This is a genomic window from Ruegeria sp. CDSB117, from assembly GCF_059611005.1.
The window spans coordinates 104,311-124,559 of the sequence record NZ_JBXWOS010000008.1; the positions used below are offsets into that span (position 1 = coordinate 104,311).

Consider the following 20,249-nt stretch of genomic DNA (forward strand, 5'->3'; position numbering starts at 1 on the left):
TGCTTGCTACAGAACCTGCAAAGCATGTTTACGAGGCTGCACATGACCCCCGAAGAGATCGCCAAACTGCCCTATCGCCCTTGCGTGGGGCTTATGCTGATGAATGCCGAGGGCAGGATTTTCGTCGGTCAGCGTAATGATCGCCACAAGGAGGCATGGCAAATGCCTCAGGGCGGCGTGGACAAGGGCGAAGATCCACGGGATGCAGCCCTCCGTGAGCTGTGGGAAGAAACCGGCGTGACCTCGGACCTGGTCGAGATCGTGGCTGAGACGGACGGCTGGCTGCCTTATGATCTGCCCCACGATATCGTGCCCAAAATCTGGAAAGGCCGCTATCGCGGGCAAGAGCAGAAATGGTACCTTCTGCGATTTACCGGCCAGGACGACCAGATCGACATCCACACCAAGCATCCGGAATTCACCCGATGGAAATGGCAGGAGCCAGGCAAGCTGATCGACGAGATCGTGCCGTTCAAACGTGAGGTTTACCAGCAGGTGGTTGCCGCCTTTGCGGATCACCTGTCATAAAACAGCATGCGCATTGAAGACATCTGGCCCAAGTACCGCGCACGCCTGAAGGCGTTTCTGCATTCGCGTGTGTCCAACACCGCGGATGTGGAAGACCTGTTGCAAGAGATCTCGGTCAAGGTTTTTACTGGTCTGCCCAACCTGAAAGACCCTGCCAAACTGCAGCCGTGGTTGTTTCAAACGGCCGACCGCACAATCATCGACCATTACCGAAAATTCGGCCGTGCCGAGGCGCACCCGGATGATCTTTGGTACCACCGCGATGATCCGGAAACGCGTCAGGACCTTGAGGGGTGCGTCGAACCTTTCATTCGCGGGTTGCCGCAGGAAACCGCGGACATGCTGATAGCGATCGACATCAATGGCATGTCCCAACAGGATTATGCACAGGCGCAAGGACTGGCGTATTCAACGCTCAAGTCCCGGGTTCAAAAGGGCCGGGCAGAGCTGCGAAAAGCGTTCGAGGATTGCTGCAATATCTCGATGGATGTGCGGGGCAATATCTCGGACGTTCAAGAAAAACCGAAATCCTGCAAAAAATGTTGATCTGATCGTCGTCTTTTTGGCGCGGGCTTCGTCTGACAGATGAAACCAGCAAAAGGAAAGACAAATGATCCGTATCATCAGTTTCAAAATCTGCCCCTTCGTTCAGCGCGTCACGGCGCTGTTGGAAGCCAAGCATGTGCCTTATCAGATCGACTACATCAGCCTCAGCGACAAGCCGGACTGGGTTTCTGGACTTATCGCCGACAGGTCAGGTGCCAGTTCTGGTGACCGAAGGCGGCACGGCACTGTTTGAGTCGGACGCGATTGCCGAATACCTCGACGAAGTGACCGCGCCGCTGCAGCCCGACCTGACACCGGAACAGCGCGCCCTGAGCTGCGCGTGGAGCTATCAGGCCAGCAAGCATTATCTGGTTCAGTGCAGCGCAATGCAAAGCGCGGATCAGGCGATCTTTGCGGATCGGACGACCAAGCTGAACGCCTCGTTCGCAAAGGCGGAAAAGCAGCTTGGGGACGGCCCGTTCTTTACGGGTGAGGCGCTGGGCAATGTCGATATGGCTTGGTTGCCGTTGCTTCACCGGGCTGCAATCGTGGCCGATCACAGCGGGCACGATATGTTGGCTGACTATCCTAAGGTGAAGGCGTGGCAACAGGCTTTGATGGCGACCGGCATCCCGCAGAAAACCGTTTCCGAGGATTTTGTCACCCGGTTCACCGATTTCTATCTCGCAGAGCAGACGTGGTTGGGGCGGGGTGCGAACCTGAACGAAGCGCCTGCAACCGCTCAGGTGAAACAATCCGGCGGGTGCTGCGGCTAGTTCAATCACCATCCCGCACGTTGGCGTGAGGGGGCGTGGCCGCATCTGATCGACCTGTCTAGCTTGACGGGTATGAAGGACACGGCCCCAACTCTCTCTTCTGTAAAACCTGCCGGACGCAAGTTTACTGGCACCGACCGTCGCGCGCCTTTGCGCGGCGGTCTGCAAGGGTGCGGGGAATATGGCGCAGGGCAGACGGCAGGCCGGTTCTACCCCATCGCCTGCGTCGCGCTTGAGGTCACGCAACGCTGCAATCTTGATTGCACACTGTGTTACCTCTCGGACCGGGCCGAGATGACCTATGACCCACCGTTGTCGGTATTGTTTGCGCGTCTTGCCACAATCCACAGCCATTATGGCCCCGGAGTTTCAGTCCAGCTGACGGGGGGTGATCCGACCCTGCGCAAGGTCGAAGACCTTGAGGCGCTGTGCCGCGAGATTCGCCGCCTAAACATGCGATCCTGCCTGATGACAAACGGCATTCGCGCCAGCAGGGCGTTTCTGACGCGGCTTGCTGCAGCCGGGTTGGACGATGTGGCGTTTCACGTGGACATGACGCAGGAACGCAAGGGGTTCAACAGCGAGGCTGAGCTGAACGCTGTGCGCCGCGCCTATATCCGGCACACGCGTGGGCTGGGCCTGCGGGTGTTGTTCAACACAACCGTTTTCGGCGGCAACTTCGATGAATTGCCTGCGCTGGCGCGGTTCATGCGAGACTGCCCCGAGGTCTCCTTTGTCTCGTTCCAGATGCAGGCCGATACCGGGCGCGGAGTGCTGCGCGAACGGCCCGACGCGATCACGCAGGAAAGCGTGATGGCCGCGGTTGAGGCCGGATATGGAACGCCTCTGCATTTCGACACGGCCGCCGTGGGCCATGCAAAATGCAATCGCTATGCAAGTGTTGTCACCGCTGGCGGGCGCGCGGTTTCGCTTTTGTCCGCCAAGCGCCTGACGCACAAAGTGATCGCTGCGCTCAGCCGCGTCGATCAGTCGGCAGACGGCCATATCGACACCCGCGACAGCATCTGGCGCATGGTGAGGCGCAACCCGCTGTTGGCGCTGCGGGCCGGGCTACATCTGTTGGGTTGTGTGCTGCGGTTGGGTCGAGGGTTGTTGCAGGGTCCCGTCCGTCGGCAGTCAGTGTTTATCCACAATTTTATGGCCGCCGACGCGCTGGAAGAGGATCGCTGTGCGTCCTGCGTATTTATGGTTGCCACGGCAAATGGGCCGCTGTCCATGTGCGCCCACAACGCGCAGCGCGACATGCATTTGGCTGCGCCGGATCGGATCGACGGGCTGTCCGGCCTAAGCTGGTGGAACGCCGCGACCCCCCGCCTGTCCAGCGGCCCCGATCTGCCGGACTTGAGCGATCCCGCTTTGGCCCCGCTCAAGCGGCTCAAGGGGCAAATGCGTGCACTGCGCCGGAGCCAAAAGGACGCGTCATGAGGAACCTTCTGATACTCTTGTTCCTTTCCTTTCTGACTGCCTGTGCCAGCGTCGAACGACTGGCCTTGCCATCGCCCAAGGCGCTGCCGGGTCAGACCCTGACTAGATTTGCGTCCCCACCGGGCGAAAAGGTCGATCACCGCGATTGGACAGCTTTCCTGCACCGCTATGTCGTGACTGACGGGCAGGGCGTGAACCGTGTAACTTACGGGCAGGTGACAAAGGCAGATCGGGCGCGCCTGGACGAGTATCTGGTCGATCTGCAAGCCATTGACCCTGCGCGGCTGACACGCGATCAGCAACTGGCGTATTGGATCAACTTGTACAATGCGCTGACGGTGGATGTGGTCCTCGACAATTACCCCGTCGCCTCGATCCGCGATATCAAAGACGGTCCGCTGTCGATTGGCCCGTGGAACCGGACTTTGGCGCAGGTGGCGGGGCAGGAGCTGACGCTGAACGATATCGAACACCGCATTATCCGGCCAACATTCGATGAACCGCGCATCCACTACGCACTGAACTGTGCCGCCGTAGGATGCTCCAATCTGATGGACCGGGCATGGCAGGCCGAGACGCTGGAGCGCGATTTTGCGGTCGCCGAACGCGCTTATGTCAACGACCCGCGCGGTGTCCGGTTTGATGATCGCGGCAGGCTGATCCTGTCAAAGATCTACATCTGGTTCCGCGAGGATTTTGGAGCAAACGAAAAGGCTGTTCTGGCCTATATTGAGACCGCGGCAGAACCGGAACTGCGCGCCCGCCTGCAGCAGACGCCGCGCGTCAAAGCATATCAGTATGACTGGGCTTTGAACGACGCGGCGGTTGGATACTAGTCAGCAGGTTACAGCAACCCTTCGGCGCGCAGCAGTTCTTGCATATTTGCCTCGGGGCGCGGGCCGATATGGCTGATGACCTCGCGGGCGCAGACATTGCCGATTTTAGCACAGGCCTCATAGTCGCGACCCGTGGCCATGCCAAACAGGAAACCAGCCGCAAACTGATCGCCCGCACCGGTTGCGTCCACGGGAACGACTTTCTCGACCGGCACGTCGACGCGTTGCCCGTCGCTTAGGACAGTCACGCCGTCGCCGGAGCGGGTGCATACAACAAGCGGGCAGATCGCGGCGGTTTTGGCTAGCGCCTCTTCCAGATCGTCGGTTTCGAACAGCGACTTGATCTCGGCCTCGTTGCCGATGACGAAATCCAACTCGTTCTCGATCAGCAGCAGGAAATCGACCCGGTGACGTTCCACGCAGAACGGGTCCGAAATAGCGATGCCCGCCTGGCCGCCACCTCTGTGGCACGCGCGTGCGGCCTCAAGAAACGCGGCCTTGCCCTTTTCCTTGTCGAACAAATAGCCCTCAAGGAACATGATCTGGCTGTTCCCGGCTACGGCATCTGACACGTCTTGCGACGACAGCTCTGAGGAAATCCCCAGATAGGTGTTCATCGACCGCTCACCGTCGGGCGAGACAAAGATCATCGAGCGCGACGTTGGCAGTTCGCCGCCCGGTACCGGAGGATTCACGAAATCAACGCCGTCCTCGTTCATCGCATCCGCATAGAACCGGCCCAGAGCGTCATCATGAACCCGCCCGATAAACGCTGAATCCAGCCCCAGCGCACCTGCGCCAGCGATCGTGTTGGCAACCGAACCACCCGGCGTCTGAACCCGGCCTTCCATCGAGGCATAGAGGACTTCGCCACGCTCCTGCTCGATCAGTTGCATGATGCCTTTTTCGATGCCCATCAGCTCCAGGAAACTGTCGTCGGCTTGGGAAATCACGTCCACAACAGCGTTTCCGATGCCGGTCAGTTGGTAGGTTTTCATAAGTTCTTGTCCTCAAATTCGCAGAGATCGCGGATGATGCAGGTGCCGCACATGGGTTTGCGCGCCTTGCAGTGATAGCGGCCATGCAGGATCAGCCAGTGATGCGCATGCAGCTGAAAGTCGGTTGGGATATTGTCTTCGATGGCGCGTTCGACGGCGTCCACATTCTTGCCGGGGCAAATGCCGGTGCGATTTCCAACACGGAAGATATGCGTGTCCACAGCCTGCGCCGGATACCGCCACCACATGTTCAACACCACATTGGCGGTCTTGCGGCCCACACCCGGCAGCGATTGCAGGGCTGCGCGGGAATTGGGAACCTCGCCGCCATAATCGTCGACCAGAATACGGCTGAGTTTAATGACGTTCTTCGCCTTTTGCCGAAACAGGCCAATGGTCTTGATGTGTTCAATCAGACCTTCTTCGCCCAGATCCAGCATCTTTTGCGGTGCGTCGGCGATCTTGAACAAGGCGCGTGTCGCCTTGTTCACACCGACATCGGTGGCCTGAGCAGACAGGGCCACGGCGACCACCAGAGTATAGACGTTGACATGCTCAAGCTCGCCCTTGGGTTCGGGGTCGGCTTCCTGAAAGCGCGTAAAGATCTCGCGGATCCGGTGATATCCGAGTTGTTTTGCCATCCGCGTCTTAATGCCGTTCGGGGCGCGTCGATACAAGTCTAAAGCCAATGCGCAAGTTCCGGGTCGCGAGGGCGTAACCTGCGCGCTATGGTTTGGTCAAGACAATGAGGTAATAGCCATGAACGTCCAGACACCGGAAAGCGGATACCACTATAACGTCATGCGCCGCGCGATCGACTTGATTGATCAGGGCGGTGAGGGCCTGAGCCTGGAAGAGCTAGCCCGCCAGATGGATATGAGCCCGGCGCATTTCCAGCGCCTATTCTCGCGTTGGACCGGGGTGTCGCCGAAACGCTACCAGCAATATCTGACGCTGGGCCATGCCAAGGCATTGTTGCGGGAACGGTTCACCACGTTGGAAACCGCGCATAACGTCGGCCTGTCCGGCAGTGGCCGTCTGCACGATTTGTTCCTGAAATGGGAATCCATGAGCCCCGGCGAATACGCGCGCAGGGGCATCGGGCTAACCATCTATTGGGGCTGGTTCGAATGCCCATTTGGCCCGGCACTGGTGATGGGAACCGACAAGGGCATTTGCGGCATGGCTTTTGGTGCTGAAACTGGTGAAGAGGCCGCGATGGAGGATATGATCTCGCGTTGGCCAAAAGCGGATTTCATTGAGGATCCGATGCGTCTGCGTCCCTGGGTGCTGAGTGCCTTTGGTGCGGCAAGCGACCGGCTGGAACCTACGCCGCTGTACCTTATTGGTTCGCCCCTGCAAATCAAGGTTTGGGAGGCGCTGATGCACATCCCGTCAGGCCAGGTCACCACCTATTCCGAGATCGCGCAGCGTGTGGGATCGCCACAAGCAGTGCGCGCCGTGGGTACTGCGGTTGGCCGCAACCCGGTCAGCTGGCTGATCCCGTGCCACCGGGCGCTACGCAAATCCGGTGGGCTGGGTGGCTATCACTGGGGCTTGCCGGTCAAACGCGCAATGCTGGCATTCGAGGCCGCTCAGGCCGACGCATAGGCACGTCAAAAACAAACTTTGCGCTGCTGCATCCTGTGATAGTGAGATTCTATGAAGCAGGACAGCAGGCAGATCACACAGACATTCGCGGCGTGGGCCATTCCGGTTTCAGTGGCGGTTTTGCTGCTGAAACTGCTGGCCTGGTGGGTGACGGGCTCGGTCGCCCTGCTCTCGGACGCCTTGGAATCAGTGGTGAATGTGGCGGCCGCTCTGCTTGCATTTTTTGCGGTGCGGATATCTGGCATGCCGCCAGACAAGAAACACCCGTTCGGGCATAAGAAAGCCGAGTACCTGTCGGCCGTGGCCGAAGGGACGCTGATTGTTCTGGCCGCGCTGCTGATCATTCGTGAAGCTGTTTTCGCATTACCTGATCCGCATCTGGCCGGGGAACCGTTCCTGGGCATTGCCATAAATGTGGGCGCGACGTGCCTGAATGGTATCTGGGCGTTTCTGCTGTTGCGGGTTGGGCGACGAGAATCCTCGCCAGCGTTAGAGGCAAGCGGAAAGCACATTTTGACCGATCTTATGACCTCGGTCGGTGTTGTTGTCGGGTTGCTGATTGCGATGGCGACAGGTTGGTTGATCCTTGATCCCATTATCGCGATTCTGGTGGCCGTCAATATTCTGTGGGAGGGGTGGAAGGTTATCCGCAGCTCGGTCGACGGGTTGATGGATGCTTCGCTGATCGACGGAGAATTGACGTCTGTCCGCGAAACAATCGAAGCCAATTTAGGCCCGGCGCTTGAGTATCATGATCTGCGCGGTCGCAGGTCAGCCAACATGATTTTCGTTGAGTTTCACCTTGTCGTCGACGGTGCCATGTCGGTCGCGGCCGCGCATGACATCTGCGACGATATCGAGGCGGCCCTGAACAGGAAGTTTCCGGGGTCAGTCTTTGTCATCCATCTGGAACCGGACAGCGAGTTGAAAAGTGCCAGCGCCTGATTGACAGATACACTCGCCGGTGCCAAAGGTTTCCTTCAGGTTTGGGTCCCCTGCCGTTCGCTGCCATTTGGCATTGGTGAAACCCGGTTGATGAACATCTGTTGCCCTTTTCTGGCGCGCGGATGGTAATGCGAACTCCGTCCTGACTTGGCGCCCGTTTAAGGAAACGAGGCAAGAAATGACACGTTCAAACAGTATTGCTCCACTTGAGGAGCTAAAAGCGCAGGCAAAACGACTGCGCGACAGGCTGCGCGGAGCGGGGGTTACGCTCTCGCATAGTGAATCGCTGGAATTGCTGGCGCATCAACATGGGGTGCGCGATTGGAATACGTTGCACGCAATGGCCGGAAATCGCATGCATTTGCGTGTTGGTGATCGGGTTGAAGGGTTCTATCTGGGGCAGCCGTTCAAGGCGGAAATCCGTGGTATGACCCTGTTGGGTGACGGGTCGCATCGGCGCGTTACCTTACACTTTGACACCCCCGTGGATGTCGTTCAATTCGACAGCTTCTCGGCCTATCGGCAACGCGTAACCGGTGAGATTGGCTGGGATGGCCGATCCACGCGACATACCTCGGACGGCCAACCGCAACTGATCGTGCGACCCACGTAAAGAAAAGGGCGCGGCGGGTAACCACCGCCGCGCCCTTTTGTTAGGTTCTAGTCTGGCGTCACTCTGCTGCCCAGCCACCGACGGCTTTGACCTCAAGGAAGTCCTCCAACCCCCACAAGCCGCCTTCGCGTCCGTTGCCGGACTGTTTCATGCCGCCAAAAGGCGACCCTGCACTACGCGACTGGCCATTCATTTCAACCATGCCGGACCGCAGTACCCGCGCCATTCGATTGGCCCGCGCGCCGTCTTGTGTCTGAACGTAATTGGTCAGGCCGTATGGCGTGTCGTTGGCGATCTCGACCGCTTCTTCTTCGGTGTCGAAGGGGATCATGGTCAGGACCGGGCCAAAGATCTCTTCACGCGCGACGGTCATCTGGTTATTGGCATCGGCAAAGACGGTTGGACGTACATAATAGCCCTTGTTCAGCCCCTCGGGCCGACCGGTGCCTCCCGTCACCAAACGGGCGCCTTCATCGATGCCCTTCTGGATCAGGTCTTGGATTTTGTTCCACTGCACCTCGTTCACGACGGGGCCAATATGGCGGCCTTCTTCCTGCGCGCTGCCCACGGAAACCATGCTGGCCACTTCAGCCGCCGTTTCCACAGCCTGATCGTAGATCGGGCGCTGCACCAGCATGCGGCTGGGCGCATTACAGCTTTGGCCGGTATTGTTCATCATGTGCAGAACGCCACGTTTGACGGCCTTTTCGTCGGCATCGGCAAAGACCACGTTTGCGCCCTTACCGCCCAGCTCCAGATGTACTTTCTTCAAGGTGTCTGCAGCACTTTTTGAGATCGCTGTGCCTGCGCGCGTCGAGCCGGTAAAGCTGACCATATCCACATCCGGATGCGCCGAAAGCTGGGAACCGACGCCCACGCCATCGCCGTTGACCAGATTGAACACACCGGCGGGGAAGCCGGCCTCATCCATCATCTCGGCAAAAATCATCGCGTTCAGCGGGCTTTGTTCGGAGGGTTTCAGAACCATGGTGCAGCCTGCAATCGCCGCCGCGCCAACCTTGAGCGTGACTTGGTTCATCGGCCAGTTCCATGGCGTGATCAGGGCGGCAACACCGACGGCCTCATAGATGATCCTGTCTTTGGGCGCGTGATCGCCCAGCGGGCGGTCGAATTGGAACGCTTTGGCTGCGCGCACAAAGTTAGCAAGGTGATACATGCCCGCACCGGATTGCTGGGTGCGTGCCATGTCGATCGGCGCGCCCATCTCAAGCGACATCGCCTGTGCCAAATCCTCGGACCGGGATTGGTAAATCTCGATCAGTTTCTCGACCAGCGCGATGCGATCTTCGACCGGTGTGGCCATCCAGCCGGGCAGGGCGGCCTTTGCGGCAGCAACTGCGGCGTCGGTATCAGCTTGCGCGCCCAGTGAGATCACCGCGCAGGGTTCCTCGGTCGAGGGGTTGATCACCTCGAAATCATTCGCTGCAGATGGGGCGACCCATGTTCCGTCAATGTAGAAATTGCGTTTCTCGATCATCACGTATCCTCCTGATCCCGTGGCCCGGATGGCGGGAATTTGCGCCACTCTGGCACCGGCATATCGGTGTGGCAAGGCGCAATTTGATCAAATTAATTTCCTCAAAAATGAATACCCTTTCAAGCAGCTAATGGTTTAACAATGGCGCAGAGTTATTAGGTTTCCAGCAACCGACTCGGTTTGTTTCACAAAAAAGGAGATGCCCCATGGGTTTGCGCATCAATGACACCGTTCCGAATTTCACTGCAGAGACGGATCAGGGCACTGTTCAGTTCCATGACTGGATCGGTGACAGCTGGGCGATCCTGTTCTCACACCCCAAGGATTTCACGCCGGTCTGCACTACCGAGTTCTCGGCCGTTGCGCAGCTGAACGACGAATGGGCAGCCCGCAACACCAAGGTGATGGGCGTCTCAGTCGATGGCGTCGAGGACCACAAGAAGTGGAAGAAGGACATCGAGGCGTATGGCAACGCCAACCCCGGTTTTCCGATCATCGCTGATGACGGTCTGGCCGTGTCCAAGGCGTTCGACATGCTGCCCGCCGAGGCATACCTGCCCGATGGCCGCACGCCTGCCGACAGTGCAACCGTGCGTTCGGTGTTCATCATCGGCCCTGACAAACAGTTGAAACTGTCGATGACCTACCCGATGACCGTGGGCCGAAATTTTGCCGAAATCCTGCGCGCGCTGGATGGTCTGCAGATGAGTGCCAAGGGCGTGGCCACCCCCGCGAACTGGGTGCCGGGCGAAGACGTGATCATCCCGCCGGCCGTGTCGAATGATGAGGCAAAAGAAAAATTCGGTGAGTTTGAAACCATCTTTCCGTATCTGCGTAAAACCAAAGCGCCCAGCTAAAGTAGCTCGGGCAGGGCGATAAGTTCTGCCCGATTCCAATCCGCCTTCAAGGGTGACTAAGCTGCGTATCGTTGAGGGTGCTGATACAGTTTCCGACGGTAGGCAGCGCGTTTGAACTCACGCGTTAGCTTGTCGGCCAGCGGCGGGCTTGCCTGTATGGTCGAACCGCCGATTTCTTGTGCGACTTCCTGATTGCCGCTTCCTTGCAAGGAAAGGATCGGCTGCCCAGTCACCCAGTGCATTTGCAGGAACGTGTCGACCGGTCGGTCAATCTGGTCGGTTACGGCAAGCAACCGCTCAGCCGCACGCCGCCCGACCACCTGGCAGACGCATTGCAAGCCAATGACTTTTGGCAGGATCAGACGCAATCCATTTTGCTTTATAAGCGTTCGTGCCGCATCCTCGCGTTGTTTCACGGGAATTCGGATATAGTGATCCGGGGTTGCAAGCGGATCCAACATCTCTAACGCATAGGCCATACGACACGGATCTATGCGCAAATCATCCTCGGTAATAATAGCGCGGTCGATCTTTTCATCAACGAGCTTGCGCCAGATTCGCCGATGGCTCGCGAAAATTCCGATCTCCGCAGGGCGTAGCGGAAAAGGGTATCTGGGGCGATACAAATCGCCCGGAAACAATTGTACATCCGCGATCTGAGCGGGGTCCTTCCCATTGACGGCCTCGAACAGTTCCGCATCGGGCAGACTGGCACACAGCCTTTCGGCATTGGGTCGCCGCGCTGTGCTTGCTGTCATATGGATGACAAAAGTCCTCATGCCACAGTGCATAGAACACGATAACGAAAGGGGGAAGAGAAACCCGAAAGAAACACTTCCCCGTGATCCATCAGAAACCGTAACGCAGTCCGACATTGACGCTGAAGGCGTCGATATCATCCTCGACCGTACCCGTAGACGCACCGTTTGGTGCCAAACGTGCCGAGGATACGTCGAATACGCGGGCATATCGGGTGTCCAGGGTCAGAGAGGTATTTGGGCTGATCTCATAGGCTACACCGGCAATAATTTGCGCAGCAAAGGTGGTGTCGGTGTCGTTAAGTTCAACGCCCGGCCCGTAGACAAAGTCCAGATCAGAATAGGTGGCACCCAGACCCAGACCGACATAGGGCGTGAAGGCCCCTGCCTGTTTGAAATCGACCAGCACATTGGCGAACAGCGATGTCTGCGACACGTCACCCGAAATGTTGCCTTCTGCGCCGGGTCCGTTGCCTGAAAAATTGACGCCATCCACGTCGTTGTCGCGGTAGGACAGCTCCAGCTCGATCCGGGTGCCAAACTGATCGTTCGACCACTGCGGGATCTCTTTGCCGACCGCGATGCCCAGCCCATAGCCGCCATCGAAATCGGTATCCACCGACTGCGACGATCCATTGATTGTGCCGCTAAAGTCGCTGTCCTGCAGCTGGCTGTACCCGGCAAAGCCCTGAAGATAGAGACCATCCGACAGGCTCTGCGCGGCCAGCGCGGACGCGCTGATCGTCAAAGCTGTCGAGGCGAGAAGAAGACGCGTAACCATGACCATGTCCTTTGTTCCACATTTGTTATGGCGCACATGTGGGCAGTAGAGGCAGGAATGAAAGGCAACAGCCCTTCACTTCAATTCACAGGATATTGGGCACGTGTGAGTGAATAAGATCAGCACCGAGCTAAAACTTTGGTTCACGTTCTATGTGGTCGAATTCGACCTTTCAGAACTGTTTGTAAGCAAAGGTTCGGAAAGCAACTCATCGATGAAGTAGCTCAGCAATTGCACGCGCCCCGTAACTCCTGCCTTGCGATACACCGCTGCGCATTGCGCTTTGACCGTGCCTTCTTTGGTTTGCCGCAATGTCGCGATGTCCGCAATTGACAGACCCTTGATAGACAACAGGGCAACGTCGCGCTCAGCATCACTCAGGTTCCACTCAGTGAATTGAGAGGCAATGAGTTGAGCAAACGCGCCCTGCGCGACACTCAGCTGTCGCTGCATGTCGCGCACACGCCTGTTCTGGGACCTGATCAGTGCAATCGTCGCGGCAAGACCGCCGATCAATGCCAGCGCCAGAACCAGTTCGAAACTATGCAGGTGGCGAAAGCCCGCGCTTTCCCCACCGGTCCAGTCCAACATCGCGTCGGTCACGAAAAAGGCGGCGCAGACGGCCTGCACCACCAGAAGGAGCCAAAGCAATGACGTTTGTGAAAGCTTCATGAGGCTCCTGAGAGTTTGTCGGGTCAGTCATCGTCCTTTTCGAGTTCGATGGCAGTTACCACGCCGTCGGTCTCGGACAGGACAAGTTCAGTTTCTACGCCATCCTTGATGAGTTCAACCTCGATCTCACCGTCTTCGAATTCGATCTCTTCAATCTGGTATCCCTGCGCCTCTAGGGTCGTGCGGATATCAGCCTCACTGGTGCCCAGTTTGTCGCCCAGTCCGACATTGGCCAGTGCAAGAACCGGCGCTGTTGCAATCAATCCGGTCAGTGTCAGCAGTTTCAAGGTTTCCATTTTACATCTCCTTTTTGTGTCTCGGTGACGTGATGGAACTGGGGGCAAGCCGAGTGCGCTGCGATTGGCTTTTGGTTGAAACGCAGGGAATTGGACCAAGGTTTATCCCGGAAAATGCGGATTCAGGTCGCCTGGTTCTGCATTTGCCCGAATTGTGCTAGGGTTATGCGGGGGAAATCTACAGGCATTTAGACACGGCGTCGGGCGTTCAGACTGTGTAAAACAGGAGAAGACGATGGAATTCACAGATTGGTACGTTGAAGGCGATGCATTCGGGAACTGCAATTGCGGCTATGCCTGCCCTTGCCAGTTCGAAGAATTACCAACCCATGGAAATTGCCGCGGCTTTGAGGTGCTTGAGGTTTCCAAAGGGCATTTTGGCGACACCGACCTTGCTGGCACAAAAGCTGCGCTGATCTATGCCTGGCCTGGCCCGATCTTTGAGGGCGGCGGCCAGATGCAGGTGATCATCGACCCAAGCGCCTCGGACGCGCAACGGGCCGCATTGGAAAAGGTCTTTCACGGGGAAGAGACCGAGGAAATGGCAACCCACTGGCATGTCTTCCGCACGATGTGCGACACAGTTCACGAGACCCTTTATGTGCCGATTGATTTTGAGATGGACATGGAGGGGCGCACTGCCAAAGTCTCAATCGGTGAGGTGCTGAACTCAACCGGCCGTCCTATCGAGGCCCCACATGGCGGTGGTCCGCATCGCGTACGGATCGACATTCCCGGTGGTATCGAATTTACCCTGGCCGAGATAGGCAGTGCCTCGACCAAGGCAGATGCGGCGATCAAACTGGATTTGAACGACAGTTATGGGCAGTGGCATGTGATGAAACACGGGCCGTCTGGCGTGGCACACTGACGTTCTGGGTATTTGACTTGTCAGCATGGATCAGGCTGCAGCGGCTTCACCAGTCAGATGTTCGCTTTGGCCAGCTTCGTTCTTTTCCAAGCTTGGCTTAATCGGCCGCACGCGATCATAGATGATGTGGAACAGGTAGGTGTAAACCGTGTAAGTCAGTGTCAGACCGACATTGAGCGCAAGCGCTGATCCCAGAGAATGCCCACCAACCATCATCAAAAGTGGGCAGGTGATCATGACTGCCGTAACCTCATGCAATGTGGCATGAAGAACACGCACCGATTGGGGGCGTTTGCAGGCCAACCGAGCCGTTTTACCCCGCTCAATCAGATCGAAAATAGTATTGAAGATCGGGCACCAGATCATGATCACAATCGATAGCATGGCGATCATAGCGAACCCGTGCACCATCGATGCGCCGGTCAAATAAGCGTATACGGGTGAGACAAAAGCGATCCCGATCATCTCGAAGCTGCCGGTCTGGATGACGCGTTCCTTGAAGGTCCTCAGGGTCATGTCACGCCTTTCAAAACACAGGATCACCGTTCAGCCGAGCGGATTGCCCGACCGCTGAAATACGGGTGGTCTTAAGGGATGGATTGCTTCCCTAGCGTAACCTTTCATGAAGAAATACATCTGACTGTGAACTCGCACACATTCAGATATTTATGGCAATAATTGACCGATCCGTCCTTGGCTGGGCGGTCATAGCTCGAAACTAAAAAAGGCCCCGGCGTTTCCACCGGGGCCTTGATCAATTGAAAGAAGAACAGATTACTCTGCGCTTTCCTCTTTCTTTTCTTTCTTCTCGGGAACGATCTCTTCGCCGGTTTCCTGATCGACCACTTTCATCGACAGGCGGACCTTGCCGCGGTCGTCAAAGCCCAGCAGCTTGACCTTTACTTCCTGACCTTCCTTCAGAACATCCGACGGATGGTTCAGGCGGCGGTTTTCGATCTGGGACACGTGGACCAGACCGTCGCGCTTGCCAAAGAAGTTCACGAAGGCACCGAAGTCGACGATCTTCACGACCTTACCGGTGTAAACTTGGCCCTCTTCTGGCTCGGCGACGATCGAGTGGATCATCTCATACGCCTTCTTGATCGATTCACCATCGGGCGAGGCGATCTTGATGACGCCGTCGTCGTTGATGTCGACCTTAGCGCCTGACACTTCGACGATTTCGCGGATGACCTTACCGCCCGAACCGATCACTTCACGGATCTTGTCGGTCGGGATGTTCATGGTCTCGATGCGCGGGGCGTGGACCGAGAAATCGTTGGTCTCGGACAGGGCTTTGCCCATCTCACCCAGGATGTGCATCCGGCCGTCCTTGGCTTGCGCCAGGGCTTTCTCCATGATCTCGGGCGTGATGCCTGCGACCTTGATGTCCATCTGCAGCGAGGTAATGCCGTTTTCGGTGCCCGCAACTTTGAAGTCCATGTCGCCCAGGTGGTCTTCGTCACCCAGAATATCCGACAGGATGGCGTATTCGCCGTCATCTTCCAGGATCAGGCCCATGGCCACACCGGCAACCGGTGCTTTCAGCGGAACGCCCGCATCCATCATCGACAGCGAGCCGCCGCAGACCGACGCCATCGAGGACGAGCCGTTGGATTCCGTGATCTCGGACACGATGCGGATCGTGTAGGGAAAGTCAGTCGCCGCGGGCAGAACCGCCTGCAGGGCGCGCCATGCCAGCTTGCCGTGGCCGATCTCACGACGGCCCGGGCCACCTACGCGGCCAACTTCACCAACCGAATACGGAGGGAAGTTGTAGTGCAGCAGGAAGTTCGATTTGAAATTGCCATGCAGCGCATCGATGAACTGCTCATCGTCGCCAGTGCCCAGCGTGGTTACAGCCAGCGCCTGCGTTTCACCGCGGGTGAACAGGGCGGAACCGTGGGTCCGGGGCAGCATCGAGGTTTCTGCAACGATCGAACGGATATCGGTGGTCGAACGACCGTCGATCCGCTTGCCGCCTTTGACGACGTCGCCACGCAGAATGCCAGCTTCCAGCTTTTTCATAGCCGAACCGAGGTTGCCGTCTTCCAGCTGCTCTTCGGTCAGCGCTGCTTTGATCGCTTCACGCGCAGCGGCAACAGCGGCGGTGCGCTCTTGCTTGTCGGTGATCGCGAAAGCGGCGCGCATCTGCTCTTCACCGGCAGCTTTGACAGCGGCGGATAGCTCGGAATAATCCGGTGCCTGGAAGTCGAACGGCTCTTTCGCGGCGTCTTCGGCCAGCGCGATGATCAGGTCGATGACCGGCTGAATCTGCTCATGTGCGAATTTGACCGCACCCAGCATTTCGGCCTCGGACAGCTCGTAGGCTTCCGACTCAACCATCATCACGGCGTCTTTGGTACCGGCAACAACCAGATCCAGGCGCTGTTCAGGGTTCAGGCGCAGGTCCTGCATGTCGTCAACGGTCGGGTTCAGAACGTATTCACCGTCCTCAAAACCAACGCGGGCACCGGCGATCGGACCCATAAACGGTGCGCCGGAAATAGTCAGCGCAGCCGAGGCAGCGATCATCGCAACCATGTCGGGGTCGTTGACCAGATCGTGGGACAGCACGGTGCACATCACCAGAACTTCGTTTTTGAAGCCGTCAACGAACAGCGGGCGGATCGGACGGTCGATCAGACGCGCGGTCAGCGTCTCTTTTTCGGTCGGGCGCGCCTCGCGCTTGAAGAAGCCACCCGGAACCTTACCGGCGGCATAGTATTTTTCCTGATAGTGGACGGTCAGAGGGAAAAAGTCCTGACCCGGTTTTTGCTGCCGTGCAAAGGTCACGTTCGCCATGACGCTGGTTTCGCCCAGTGTCGCGATCACGCTGCCGTCGGCCTGACGGGCAACCTTGCCGGTTTCCAGTGTGAGCGTCTCTTCGCCCCACTGCATAGATTTTTTCGTTACATCAAACATATGCGTATCCTAGATGGGAGCACTCCCGCCCCTGCGGGTCTCCCGTTTGCATGGCGGCCCCATTGCCGCCGATCCCATTTTAGCTTTCGTCTGAGTGCCGGGATCAGGGCACAACGTCTCAGATACCGCGCGCATACATGAGATTGGTGTAGAAGGAAAGGGGAACCGCACAAGGCCGGTGGAGGACTGCACAGCCTACGCCCGATCCATTTTGGACCGGGCCAGAGCCGTTCAAAAGATTGCGTGCGCGAGGATCATCACCACGCCGCATCCCAGAGCATAGCCAGTGTCGACCATGATCGCGAACACGCTTTTTTGCGCCCAGGCCCCGACCGAGGCCGTCTGTGCCACCACTGCAAGGATGGCCAGAAGGGCGACGCCCAGACTGTTGGTGGTTTCGGTGAGCGCGATCACAGTGGCCAGCAAGATCAGGAACACGATCTGCGCGGCCATCTGAGGCAATGGCGGCGATTCCGGCGGTGTCGGATCAATCCGCGTTCCTTCGGCCCAGCGTTTCTGGAATCCGACCGGCCCATAGACCAGCCATCCCAGCAGAAAGGCCGCGATCACCCCCGCTGCAAGGGCCAGCCAGTTGATCATAGCGCTGTCTCCAGCGCTGCAAGGATCGCAGTCCATCCGCCCTCGTGATTGTCGCGGCTTTCCTGTGATGGGAATCGGACGTGATGCAGTCGCAATTCGGTCCCTGCATCGGTTGGCGTGAAATCCAGCGTCACGGTGGAATCATCCTGACTGTACGGAGAATTCCACGTAAATTGCAGCCGGTTCGGGCGGTCGATGACCTTGTATTCGCCCTCATGTGGCAAATCCCCGGCCTCGGGAGCGCGCATGATGATCTTGAACCGTCCACCGATCGTTGCATCGGAATGCGCCTCTGGCACCGTCATACCCGGCCCCGGCAGCATGAATTTGGCCAGCATATCCGGGTTCAGCCAAGCGTCGAACACCTTTTCAGGTGGGTGCGGGATTGCGCGTGTAATTTCAAGAGACAGATCCGTCATCTTCGGGGTCCTCCAAAGCAGTTTCCAAAGCGTCCAGCCGAAGCGCCCAGATCGAACGCAAACCGGCAAACCATTCATCCACGGCTGACAAGGGATCCATTTGAACCTCGATCAAATGCTCGCGCCATTCCGTCCGGCGCCGCACCAGTTCGGCGTTTTCCAGCACCTTGATGTGCTTGGATACCGAATTGAGAGTCATTTCGAATTGCCGCGCGATGTCCGTCACCCGCAAGGGTCCCTGCTGCGCAAGCATCGTCAGGATCGCACGGCGGGTTGGGTCGGACGCGGCCTTCAATATCGCGCTCAAATCAGAGCGACTCTCTCGTTCAACCATGTGGATGAATTACATCCTTCTTCTGCTTCAGTCAACCATTTGGGTGAATAACACGGATAAAGCCCCTTGGCCAGAAGTTGGGACCAATGATCCCGGTGCCGTCCAAAGTCGTTTATCAAGTTAGATAAATTCACTAACGGGAATGCGTTTGGTGAAATTATGTCGTCAGTGTAAGCTGTTATCACGAAGCCCGCGGTCGAATTGACGGAGAAGCGCCAAGGGACAAAATCTCGTTTCCGTCCGCTGGTCGAATACCTTGGCGTTTGCACTTAGCGAACAGAAGGGCAGACGAATGGCACAAACCAAGAAAATGCTGGATCCGGACCCCCGGATTTACGACTTCGAGACCGAATACGAGCTTGGGCAAGACAACGTCCGGCCATTCGGTCTGGACATCCACAACCCGGTCTTTTTGATCTCGAGCATCCTGATCTTTGCGTTCGTTCTGATCGCTTTGGCCAACCAAGAGGGTACCGCGGCACTGTTTGGCTGGCTAAGACCATGGCTCACCAGCACGTTTGACTGGTTCCTGGTCCTGTCGGTCGACGCAATCACATTGTTCTGTCTTGTTCTGATCGTGCTGCCGGTTGGCAAGGTGCGGATCGGTGGCAAGGACGCAAAGCCCGACTATTCCTATGCCGGATGGATTGCGATGATGTTCGCGGCTGGTATCGGCATCGGGCTGTTGTTCTTTGGAGTGATGGAGCCCGTCTATTACAATTTTGCCGAAGACGGCAACGCGGTGCCACTGGGCATCGACATCGCCGTTCCGGGCAATGAATATGCTGGAGTCGTCGGTACAATCCATCACTGGGGGCTGGAAGGCTGGGCGGTCTACGCCGCTGTTGGTCTAAGCCTGGCCATCTTTGCCTATAACCTTGATCTGCCCCTAACCTTGCGTTCGGCTTTCTATCCGATCCTAGGCGAACGTGTCTGGGGTTGGTGGGGCCATATCATCGATACTCTGGCGGTGTTTGCGACGCTCTTTGGCCTGACCACCTCGTTGGGTCTTGGTGCGCAGCAGGTTGCGGCGGGGTTGAACGAGGTGTTTGGCATCGAACCCAGTCCAACCGTCACAGTTCTGCTGATCATCGGTATCACGTTGATTGCGTTGGGTTCGGTCCTGATGGGGATGGATGCTGGCGTCAAACGGTTGAGCGAAATCAACATGATCATGGCCGTGGGCCTGTTTATCTTCGTGATTGTTGTTACTGGCGTCGGCACGGCCATCGCACGGTATTTCAACGTGATGGTGGATTATGTGTACCACCTGCCGGCGCTGTCGAACCCGTTCGGACGTGAAGACACCAGTTACTTCCACGGCTGGACGACCTTCTATTGGGCATGGTGGATCGCATGGTCGCCCTTTGTGGGCATGTTCATCGCCCGCATCTCAAAAGGTCGTACAGTGCGCGAGTTCATCCTTTGCGCCCTGCTGGCACCGACGGCTGTTTGTGCCTTGTGGATGTCGACCTTTGGCGGTGCCGCCATCGACATGTTGAACGCAGGTGGAGCCGAAGGTGTGCGTGCCACAGTGATCGACAGCTACGCCCCTGAAGGTGCGCTGTTCGGATTCCTCAAGGAGCTGCCGCTTTACAGTATTGTTGCGCCAATCGCGCTGGTCCTGATCGTGGTGTTCTTTGTCACCTCATCGGATTCCGGTTCTCTGGTGATCGACACGATTACTGCGGGTGGCAAGATGGACGCACCGGTGGTTCAGCGGGTGTTCTGGTGCACTTTGGAAGGTCTGGTCGCCATTGCGCTGTTGCTTGGCGGGGGCCTCTCTGCACTGCAAGGTGCTGCGGTTTCGACAGGTATCCCGTTCACCTTGGTGGTTCTGATCATGTGCTACTGCTTGTGGCTAGCGCTGAAATCAGAAAAAGCCAAGATGTAGGGCCTTGATCTGATAAAATTTGGACGCCCGCCTTTCGGCGGGCGT

24 protein-coding genes are annotated in these 20,249 nt (G+C 57.6%); 12 read left to right on the forward strand and 12 right to left on the reverse strand.

The features are described from left to right. The first annotated feature begins 42 nt into the window (after positions 1-42). The 6 genes from AC2FJC_RS11070 (at position 43) to AC2FJC_RS11095 (ending at position 4,132) form a co-directional block, all read left to right on the forward strand. Positions 43-528 carry an RNA pyrophosphohydrolase gene (locus AC2FJC_RS11070; protein ID WP_496739548.1) on the forward strand — a complete coding sequence of 162 codons (486 nt, stop codon included), beginning with the start codon at positions 43-45 and terminating at the stop codon, positions 526-528. Between the two features lie 6 nt (positions 529-534). Further along, a complete protein-coding gene (sigZ, locus tag AC2FJC_RS11075) occupies positions 535-1,074 on the forward strand; it encodes an RNA polymerase sigma factor SigZ (protein ID WP_496739549.1) in 540 nt (179 codons plus the stop codon). A gap of 64 nt (positions 1,075-1,138) precedes the next feature. Continuing rightward, positions 1,139-1,327 carry a glutathione S-transferase N-terminal domain-containing protein gene (locus AC2FJC_RS11080; protein ID WP_496739550.1) on the forward strand — a complete coding sequence of 63 codons (189 nt, stop codon included), beginning with the start codon at positions 1,139-1,141 and terminating at the stop codon, positions 1,325-1,327. Beyond that, a complete protein-coding gene (locus tag AC2FJC_RS11085) occupies positions 1,287-1,850 on the forward strand; it encodes a glutathione S-transferase family protein (RefSeq protein ID WP_496739551.1) in 564 nt (187 codons plus the stop codon). Before AC2FJC_RS11080 ends, AC2FJC_RS11085 begins: the two co-directional genes overlap by 41 nt. Positions 1,851-1,922: 72 nt before the next feature. Next, on the forward strand, positions 1,923-3,296 hold the full coding sequence (locus tag AC2FJC_RS11090) for a radical SAM protein (protein ID WP_496739552.1): 1,374 nt from the start codon (positions 1,923-1,925) through the stop codon (positions 3,294-3,296). Then, positions 3,293-4,132 carry a DUF547 domain-containing protein gene (locus AC2FJC_RS11095; RefSeq protein WP_496739553.1) on the forward strand — a complete coding sequence of 280 codons (840 nt, stop codon included), beginning with the start codon at positions 3,293-3,295 and terminating at the stop codon, positions 4,130-4,132. Before AC2FJC_RS11090 ends, AC2FJC_RS11095 begins: the two co-directional genes overlap by 4 nt. An 8-nt stretch (positions 4,133-4,140) precedes the next feature. On the opposite strand, the gene AC2FJC_RS11100 is transcribed toward AC2FJC_RS11095, so the two are convergent. Continuing rightward, positions 4,141-5,130 carry an adenosine kinase gene (locus tag AC2FJC_RS11100; protein WP_496739554.1) on the reverse strand — a complete coding sequence of 330 codons (990 nt, stop codon included), beginning with the start codon at positions 5,128-5,130 and terminating at the stop codon, positions 4,141-4,143. Further along, positions 5,127-5,771 carry an endonuclease III gene (gene nth / locus AC2FJC_RS11105; protein WP_496739555.1) on the reverse strand — a complete coding sequence of 215 codons (645 nt, stop codon included), beginning with the start codon at positions 5,769-5,771 and terminating at the stop codon, positions 5,127-5,129. Before nth ends, AC2FJC_RS11100 begins: the two co-directional genes overlap by 4 nt. A 118-nt stretch (positions 5,772-5,889) precedes the next feature. On the opposite strand from nth, the gene AC2FJC_RS11110 reads away from it, so the two are divergent. The 3 genes from AC2FJC_RS11110 to AC2FJC_RS11120 all read left to right on the forward strand — a co-directional run bounded on the left by AC2FJC_RS11110 (position 5,890) and on the right by AC2FJC_RS11120 (position 8,299). After that, entirely contained in the window at positions 5,890-6,741 is an 852-nt protein-coding gene (locus tag AC2FJC_RS11110; RefSeq protein ID WP_496726374.1) for a methylated-DNA--[protein]-cysteine S-methyltransferase, read from the forward strand. A gap of 51 nt (positions 6,742-6,792) precedes the next feature. Further along, entirely contained in the window at positions 6,793-7,686 is an 894-nt protein-coding gene (locus AC2FJC_RS11115; protein ID WP_496739556.1) for a cation diffusion facilitator family transporter, read from the forward strand. Between the two features lie 178 nt (positions 7,687-7,864). Continuing rightward, the gene (locus AC2FJC_RS11120; protein WP_496739557.1) at positions 7,865-8,299 is read left to right on the forward strand and encodes a glyoxalase superfamily protein; all 435 of its coding nucleotides are present in this window, start codon (positions 7,865-7,867) and stop codon (positions 8,297-8,299) included. Between the two features lie 58 nt (positions 8,300-8,357). On the opposite strand, the gene AC2FJC_RS11125 is transcribed toward AC2FJC_RS11120, so the two are convergent. Further along, positions 8,358-9,797: an aldehyde dehydrogenase family protein gene (locus AC2FJC_RS11125; RefSeq protein ID WP_496739558.1), complete on the reverse strand. Its 1,440-nt coding sequence runs from the start codon at positions 9,795-9,797 to the stop codon at positions 8,358-8,360. A gap of 206 nt (positions 9,798-10,003) precedes the next feature. Here AC2FJC_RS11125 and AC2FJC_RS11130 point away from each other — a divergent pair, with 206 nt between their 5' ends. Continuing rightward, positions 10,004-10,654, forward strand: a complete 651-nt coding sequence (locus AC2FJC_RS11130) for a peroxiredoxin (RefSeq protein WP_058274981.1) — start codon at positions 10,004-10,006, stop codon at positions 10,652-10,654. A gap of 56 nt (positions 10,655-10,710) precedes the next feature. Here AC2FJC_RS11130 and AC2FJC_RS11135 read toward each other — a convergent pair whose 3' ends face one another. The 4 genes from AC2FJC_RS11135 to AC2FJC_RS11150 all read right to left on the reverse strand — a co-directional run bounded on the left by AC2FJC_RS11135 (position 10,711) and on the right by AC2FJC_RS11150 (position 13,161). After that, positions 10,711-11,445 carry a glycosyltransferase family 25 protein gene (locus AC2FJC_RS11135; RefSeq protein WP_496739560.1) on the reverse strand — a complete coding sequence of 245 codons (735 nt, stop codon included), beginning with the start codon at positions 11,443-11,445 and terminating at the stop codon, positions 10,711-10,713. Between the two features lie 58 nt (positions 11,446-11,503). After that, entirely contained in the window at positions 11,504-12,193 is a 690-nt protein-coding gene (locus tag AC2FJC_RS11140) for an outer membrane protein (RefSeq protein ID WP_496739561.1), read from the reverse strand. Positions 12,194-12,343: 150 nt separating this feature from the next. Further along, the gene (locus tag AC2FJC_RS11145) at positions 12,344-12,865 is read right to left on the reverse strand and encodes a helix-turn-helix transcriptional regulator (RefSeq protein WP_109313601.1); all 522 of its coding nucleotides are present in this window, start codon (positions 12,863-12,865) and stop codon (positions 12,344-12,346) included. A gap of 23 nt (positions 12,866-12,888) precedes the next feature. Further along, positions 12,889-13,161: a PepSY domain-containing protein gene (locus tag AC2FJC_RS11150; RefSeq protein WP_282119574.1), complete on the reverse strand. Its 273-nt coding sequence runs from the start codon at positions 13,159-13,161 to the stop codon at positions 12,889-12,891. 235 nt (positions 13,162-13,396) lie between these two features. On the opposite strand from AC2FJC_RS11150, the gene AC2FJC_RS11155 reads away from it, so the two are divergent. Then, the gene (locus AC2FJC_RS11155) at positions 13,397-14,032 is read left to right on the forward strand and encodes a DUF1326 domain-containing protein (RefSeq protein ID WP_496739562.1); all 636 of its coding nucleotides are present in this window, start codon (positions 13,397-13,399) and stop codon (positions 14,030-14,032) included. A 30-nt stretch (positions 14,033-14,062) separates the two neighbouring features. Here the strand turns inward: AC2FJC_RS11155 and AC2FJC_RS11160 are convergent, their stop codons facing one another. From AC2FJC_RS11160 to AC2FJC_RS11180, 5 genes are all read right to left on the reverse strand, one after another. Further along, on the reverse strand, positions 14,063-14,548 hold the full coding sequence (locus AC2FJC_RS11160; protein ID WP_108860072.1) for a PACE efflux transporter: 486 nt from the start codon (positions 14,546-14,548) through the stop codon (positions 14,063-14,065). A gap of 258 nt (positions 14,549-14,806) precedes the next feature. Beyond that, positions 14,807-16,957, reverse strand: coding sequence for a polyribonucleotide nucleotidyltransferase (gene pnp / locus AC2FJC_RS11165; protein ID WP_496739563.1), 2,151 nt, complete (start codon positions 16,955-16,957; stop codon positions 14,807-14,809). 231 nt (positions 16,958-17,188) lie between these two features. Then, a complete protein-coding gene (locus AC2FJC_RS11170) occupies positions 17,189-17,557 on the reverse strand; it encodes a DUF1761 family protein (RefSeq protein ID WP_496739564.1) in 369 nt (122 codons plus the stop codon). Continuing rightward, a complete protein-coding gene (locus AC2FJC_RS11175; protein WP_496739565.1) occupies positions 17,554-17,976 on the reverse strand; it encodes an SRPBCC family protein in 423 nt (140 codons plus the stop codon). Before AC2FJC_RS11175 ends, AC2FJC_RS11170 begins: the two co-directional genes overlap by 4 nt. Then, on the reverse strand, positions 17,957-18,310 hold the full coding sequence (locus AC2FJC_RS11180) for an ArsR/SmtB family transcription factor (protein WP_496739566.1): 354 nt from the start codon (positions 18,308-18,310) through the stop codon (positions 17,957-17,959). The genes AC2FJC_RS11175 and AC2FJC_RS11180 overlap by 20 nt, the downstream gene beginning before the upstream one ends. A 292-nt stretch (positions 18,311-18,602) precedes the next feature. Here AC2FJC_RS11180 and AC2FJC_RS11185 point away from each other — a divergent pair, with 292 nt between their 5' ends. Then, positions 18,603-20,204, forward strand: coding sequence for a BCCT family transporter (locus tag AC2FJC_RS11185; RefSeq protein ID WP_058277077.1), 1,602 nt, complete (start codon positions 18,603-18,605; stop codon positions 20,202-20,204). Positions 20,205-20,249 lie beyond the last annotated feature (45 nt).

Bases quoted from the DNA above. Each gene is read 5' to 3' on its own strand.
- nth (WP_496739555.1), bottom strand. From the start codon at position 5,771: ATGGCAAAACAACTCGGATATCACCGGATCCGCGAGATCTTTACGCGC.
- AC2FJC_RS11140 (WP_496739561.1), bottom strand. From the start codon at position 12,193: ATGGTTACGCGTCTTCTTCTCGCCTCGACAGCTTTGACGATCAGCGCG.
- AC2FJC_RS11130 (WP_058274981.1), top strand. From the start codon at position 10,004: ATGGGTTTGCGCATCAATGACACCGTTCCGAATTTCACTGCAGAGACG.
- AC2FJC_RS11080 (WP_496739550.1), top strand. From the start codon at position 1,139: ATGATCCGTATCATCAGTTTCAAAATCTGCCCCTTCGTTCAGCGCGTC.
- AC2FJC_RS11175 (WP_496739565.1), bottom strand. From the start codon at position 17,976: ATGACGGATCTGTCTCTTGAAATTACACGCGCAATCCCGCACCCACCT.
- AC2FJC_RS11145 (WP_109313601.1), bottom strand. From the start codon at position 12,865: ATGAAGCTTTCACAAACGTCATTGCTTTGGCTCCTTCTGGTGGTGCAG.
- AC2FJC_RS11150 (WP_282119574.1), bottom strand. From the start codon at position 13,161: ATGGAAACCTTGAAACTGCTGACACTGACCGGATTGATTGCAACAGCG.
- AC2FJC_RS11095 (WP_496739553.1), top strand. From the start codon at position 3,293: ATGAGGAACCTTCTGATACTCTTGTTCCTTTCCTTTCTGACTGCCTGT.
- AC2FJC_RS11110 (WP_496726374.1), top strand. From the start codon at position 5,890: ATGAACGTCCAGACACCGGAAAGCGGATACCACTATAACGTCATGCGC.
- AC2FJC_RS11120 (WP_496739557.1), top strand. From the start codon at position 7,865: ATGACACGTTCAAACAGTATTGCTCCACTTGAGGAGCTAAAAGCGCAG.
- AC2FJC_RS11090 (WP_496739552.1), top strand. From the start codon at position 1,923: ATGAAGGACACGGCCCCAACTCTCTCTTCTGTAAAACCTGCCGGACGC.
- AC2FJC_RS11180 (WP_496739566.1), bottom strand. From the start codon at position 18,310: ATGGTTGAACGAGAGAGTCGCTCTGATTTGAGCGCGATATTGAAGGCC.
- AC2FJC_RS11125 (WP_496739558.1), bottom strand. From the start codon at position 9,797: ATGATCGAGAAACGCAATTTCTACATTGACGGAACATGGGTCGCCCCA.
- AC2FJC_RS11155 (WP_496739562.1), top strand. From the start codon at position 13,397: ATGGAATTCACAGATTGGTACGTTGAAGGCGATGCATTCGGGAACTGC.
- pnp (WP_496739563.1), bottom strand. From the start codon at position 16,957: ATGTTTGATGTAACGAAAAAATCTATGCAGTGGGGCGAAGAGACGCTC.
- AC2FJC_RS11160 (WP_108860072.1), bottom strand. From the start codon at position 14,548: ATGACCCTGAGGACCTTCAAGGAACGCGTCATCCAGACCGGCAGCTTC.
- AC2FJC_RS11185 (WP_058277077.1), top strand. From the start codon at position 18,603: ATGGCACAAACCAAGAAAATGCTGGATCCGGACCCCCGGATTTACGAC.
- AC2FJC_RS11135 (WP_496739560.1), bottom strand. From the start codon at position 11,445: ATGCACTGTGGCATGAGGACTTTTGTCATCCATATGACAGCAAGCACA.
- AC2FJC_RS11070 (WP_496739548.1), top strand. From the start codon at position 43: ATGACCCCCGAAGAGATCGCCAAACTGCCCTATCGCCCTTGCGTGGGG.
- sigZ (WP_496739549.1), top strand. From the start codon at position 535: ATGCGCATTGAAGACATCTGGCCCAAGTACCGCGCACGCCTGAAGGCG.
- AC2FJC_RS11100 (WP_496739554.1), bottom strand. From the start codon at position 5,130: ATGAAAACCTACCAACTGACCGGCATCGGAAACGCTGTTGTGGACGTG.
- AC2FJC_RS11170 (WP_496739564.1), bottom strand. From the start codon at position 17,557: ATGATCAACTGGCTGGCCCTTGCAGCGGGGGTGATCGCGGCCTTTCTG.
- AC2FJC_RS11115 (WP_496739556.1), top strand. From the start codon at position 6,793: ATGAAGCAGGACAGCAGGCAGATCACACAGACATTCGCGGCGTGGGCC.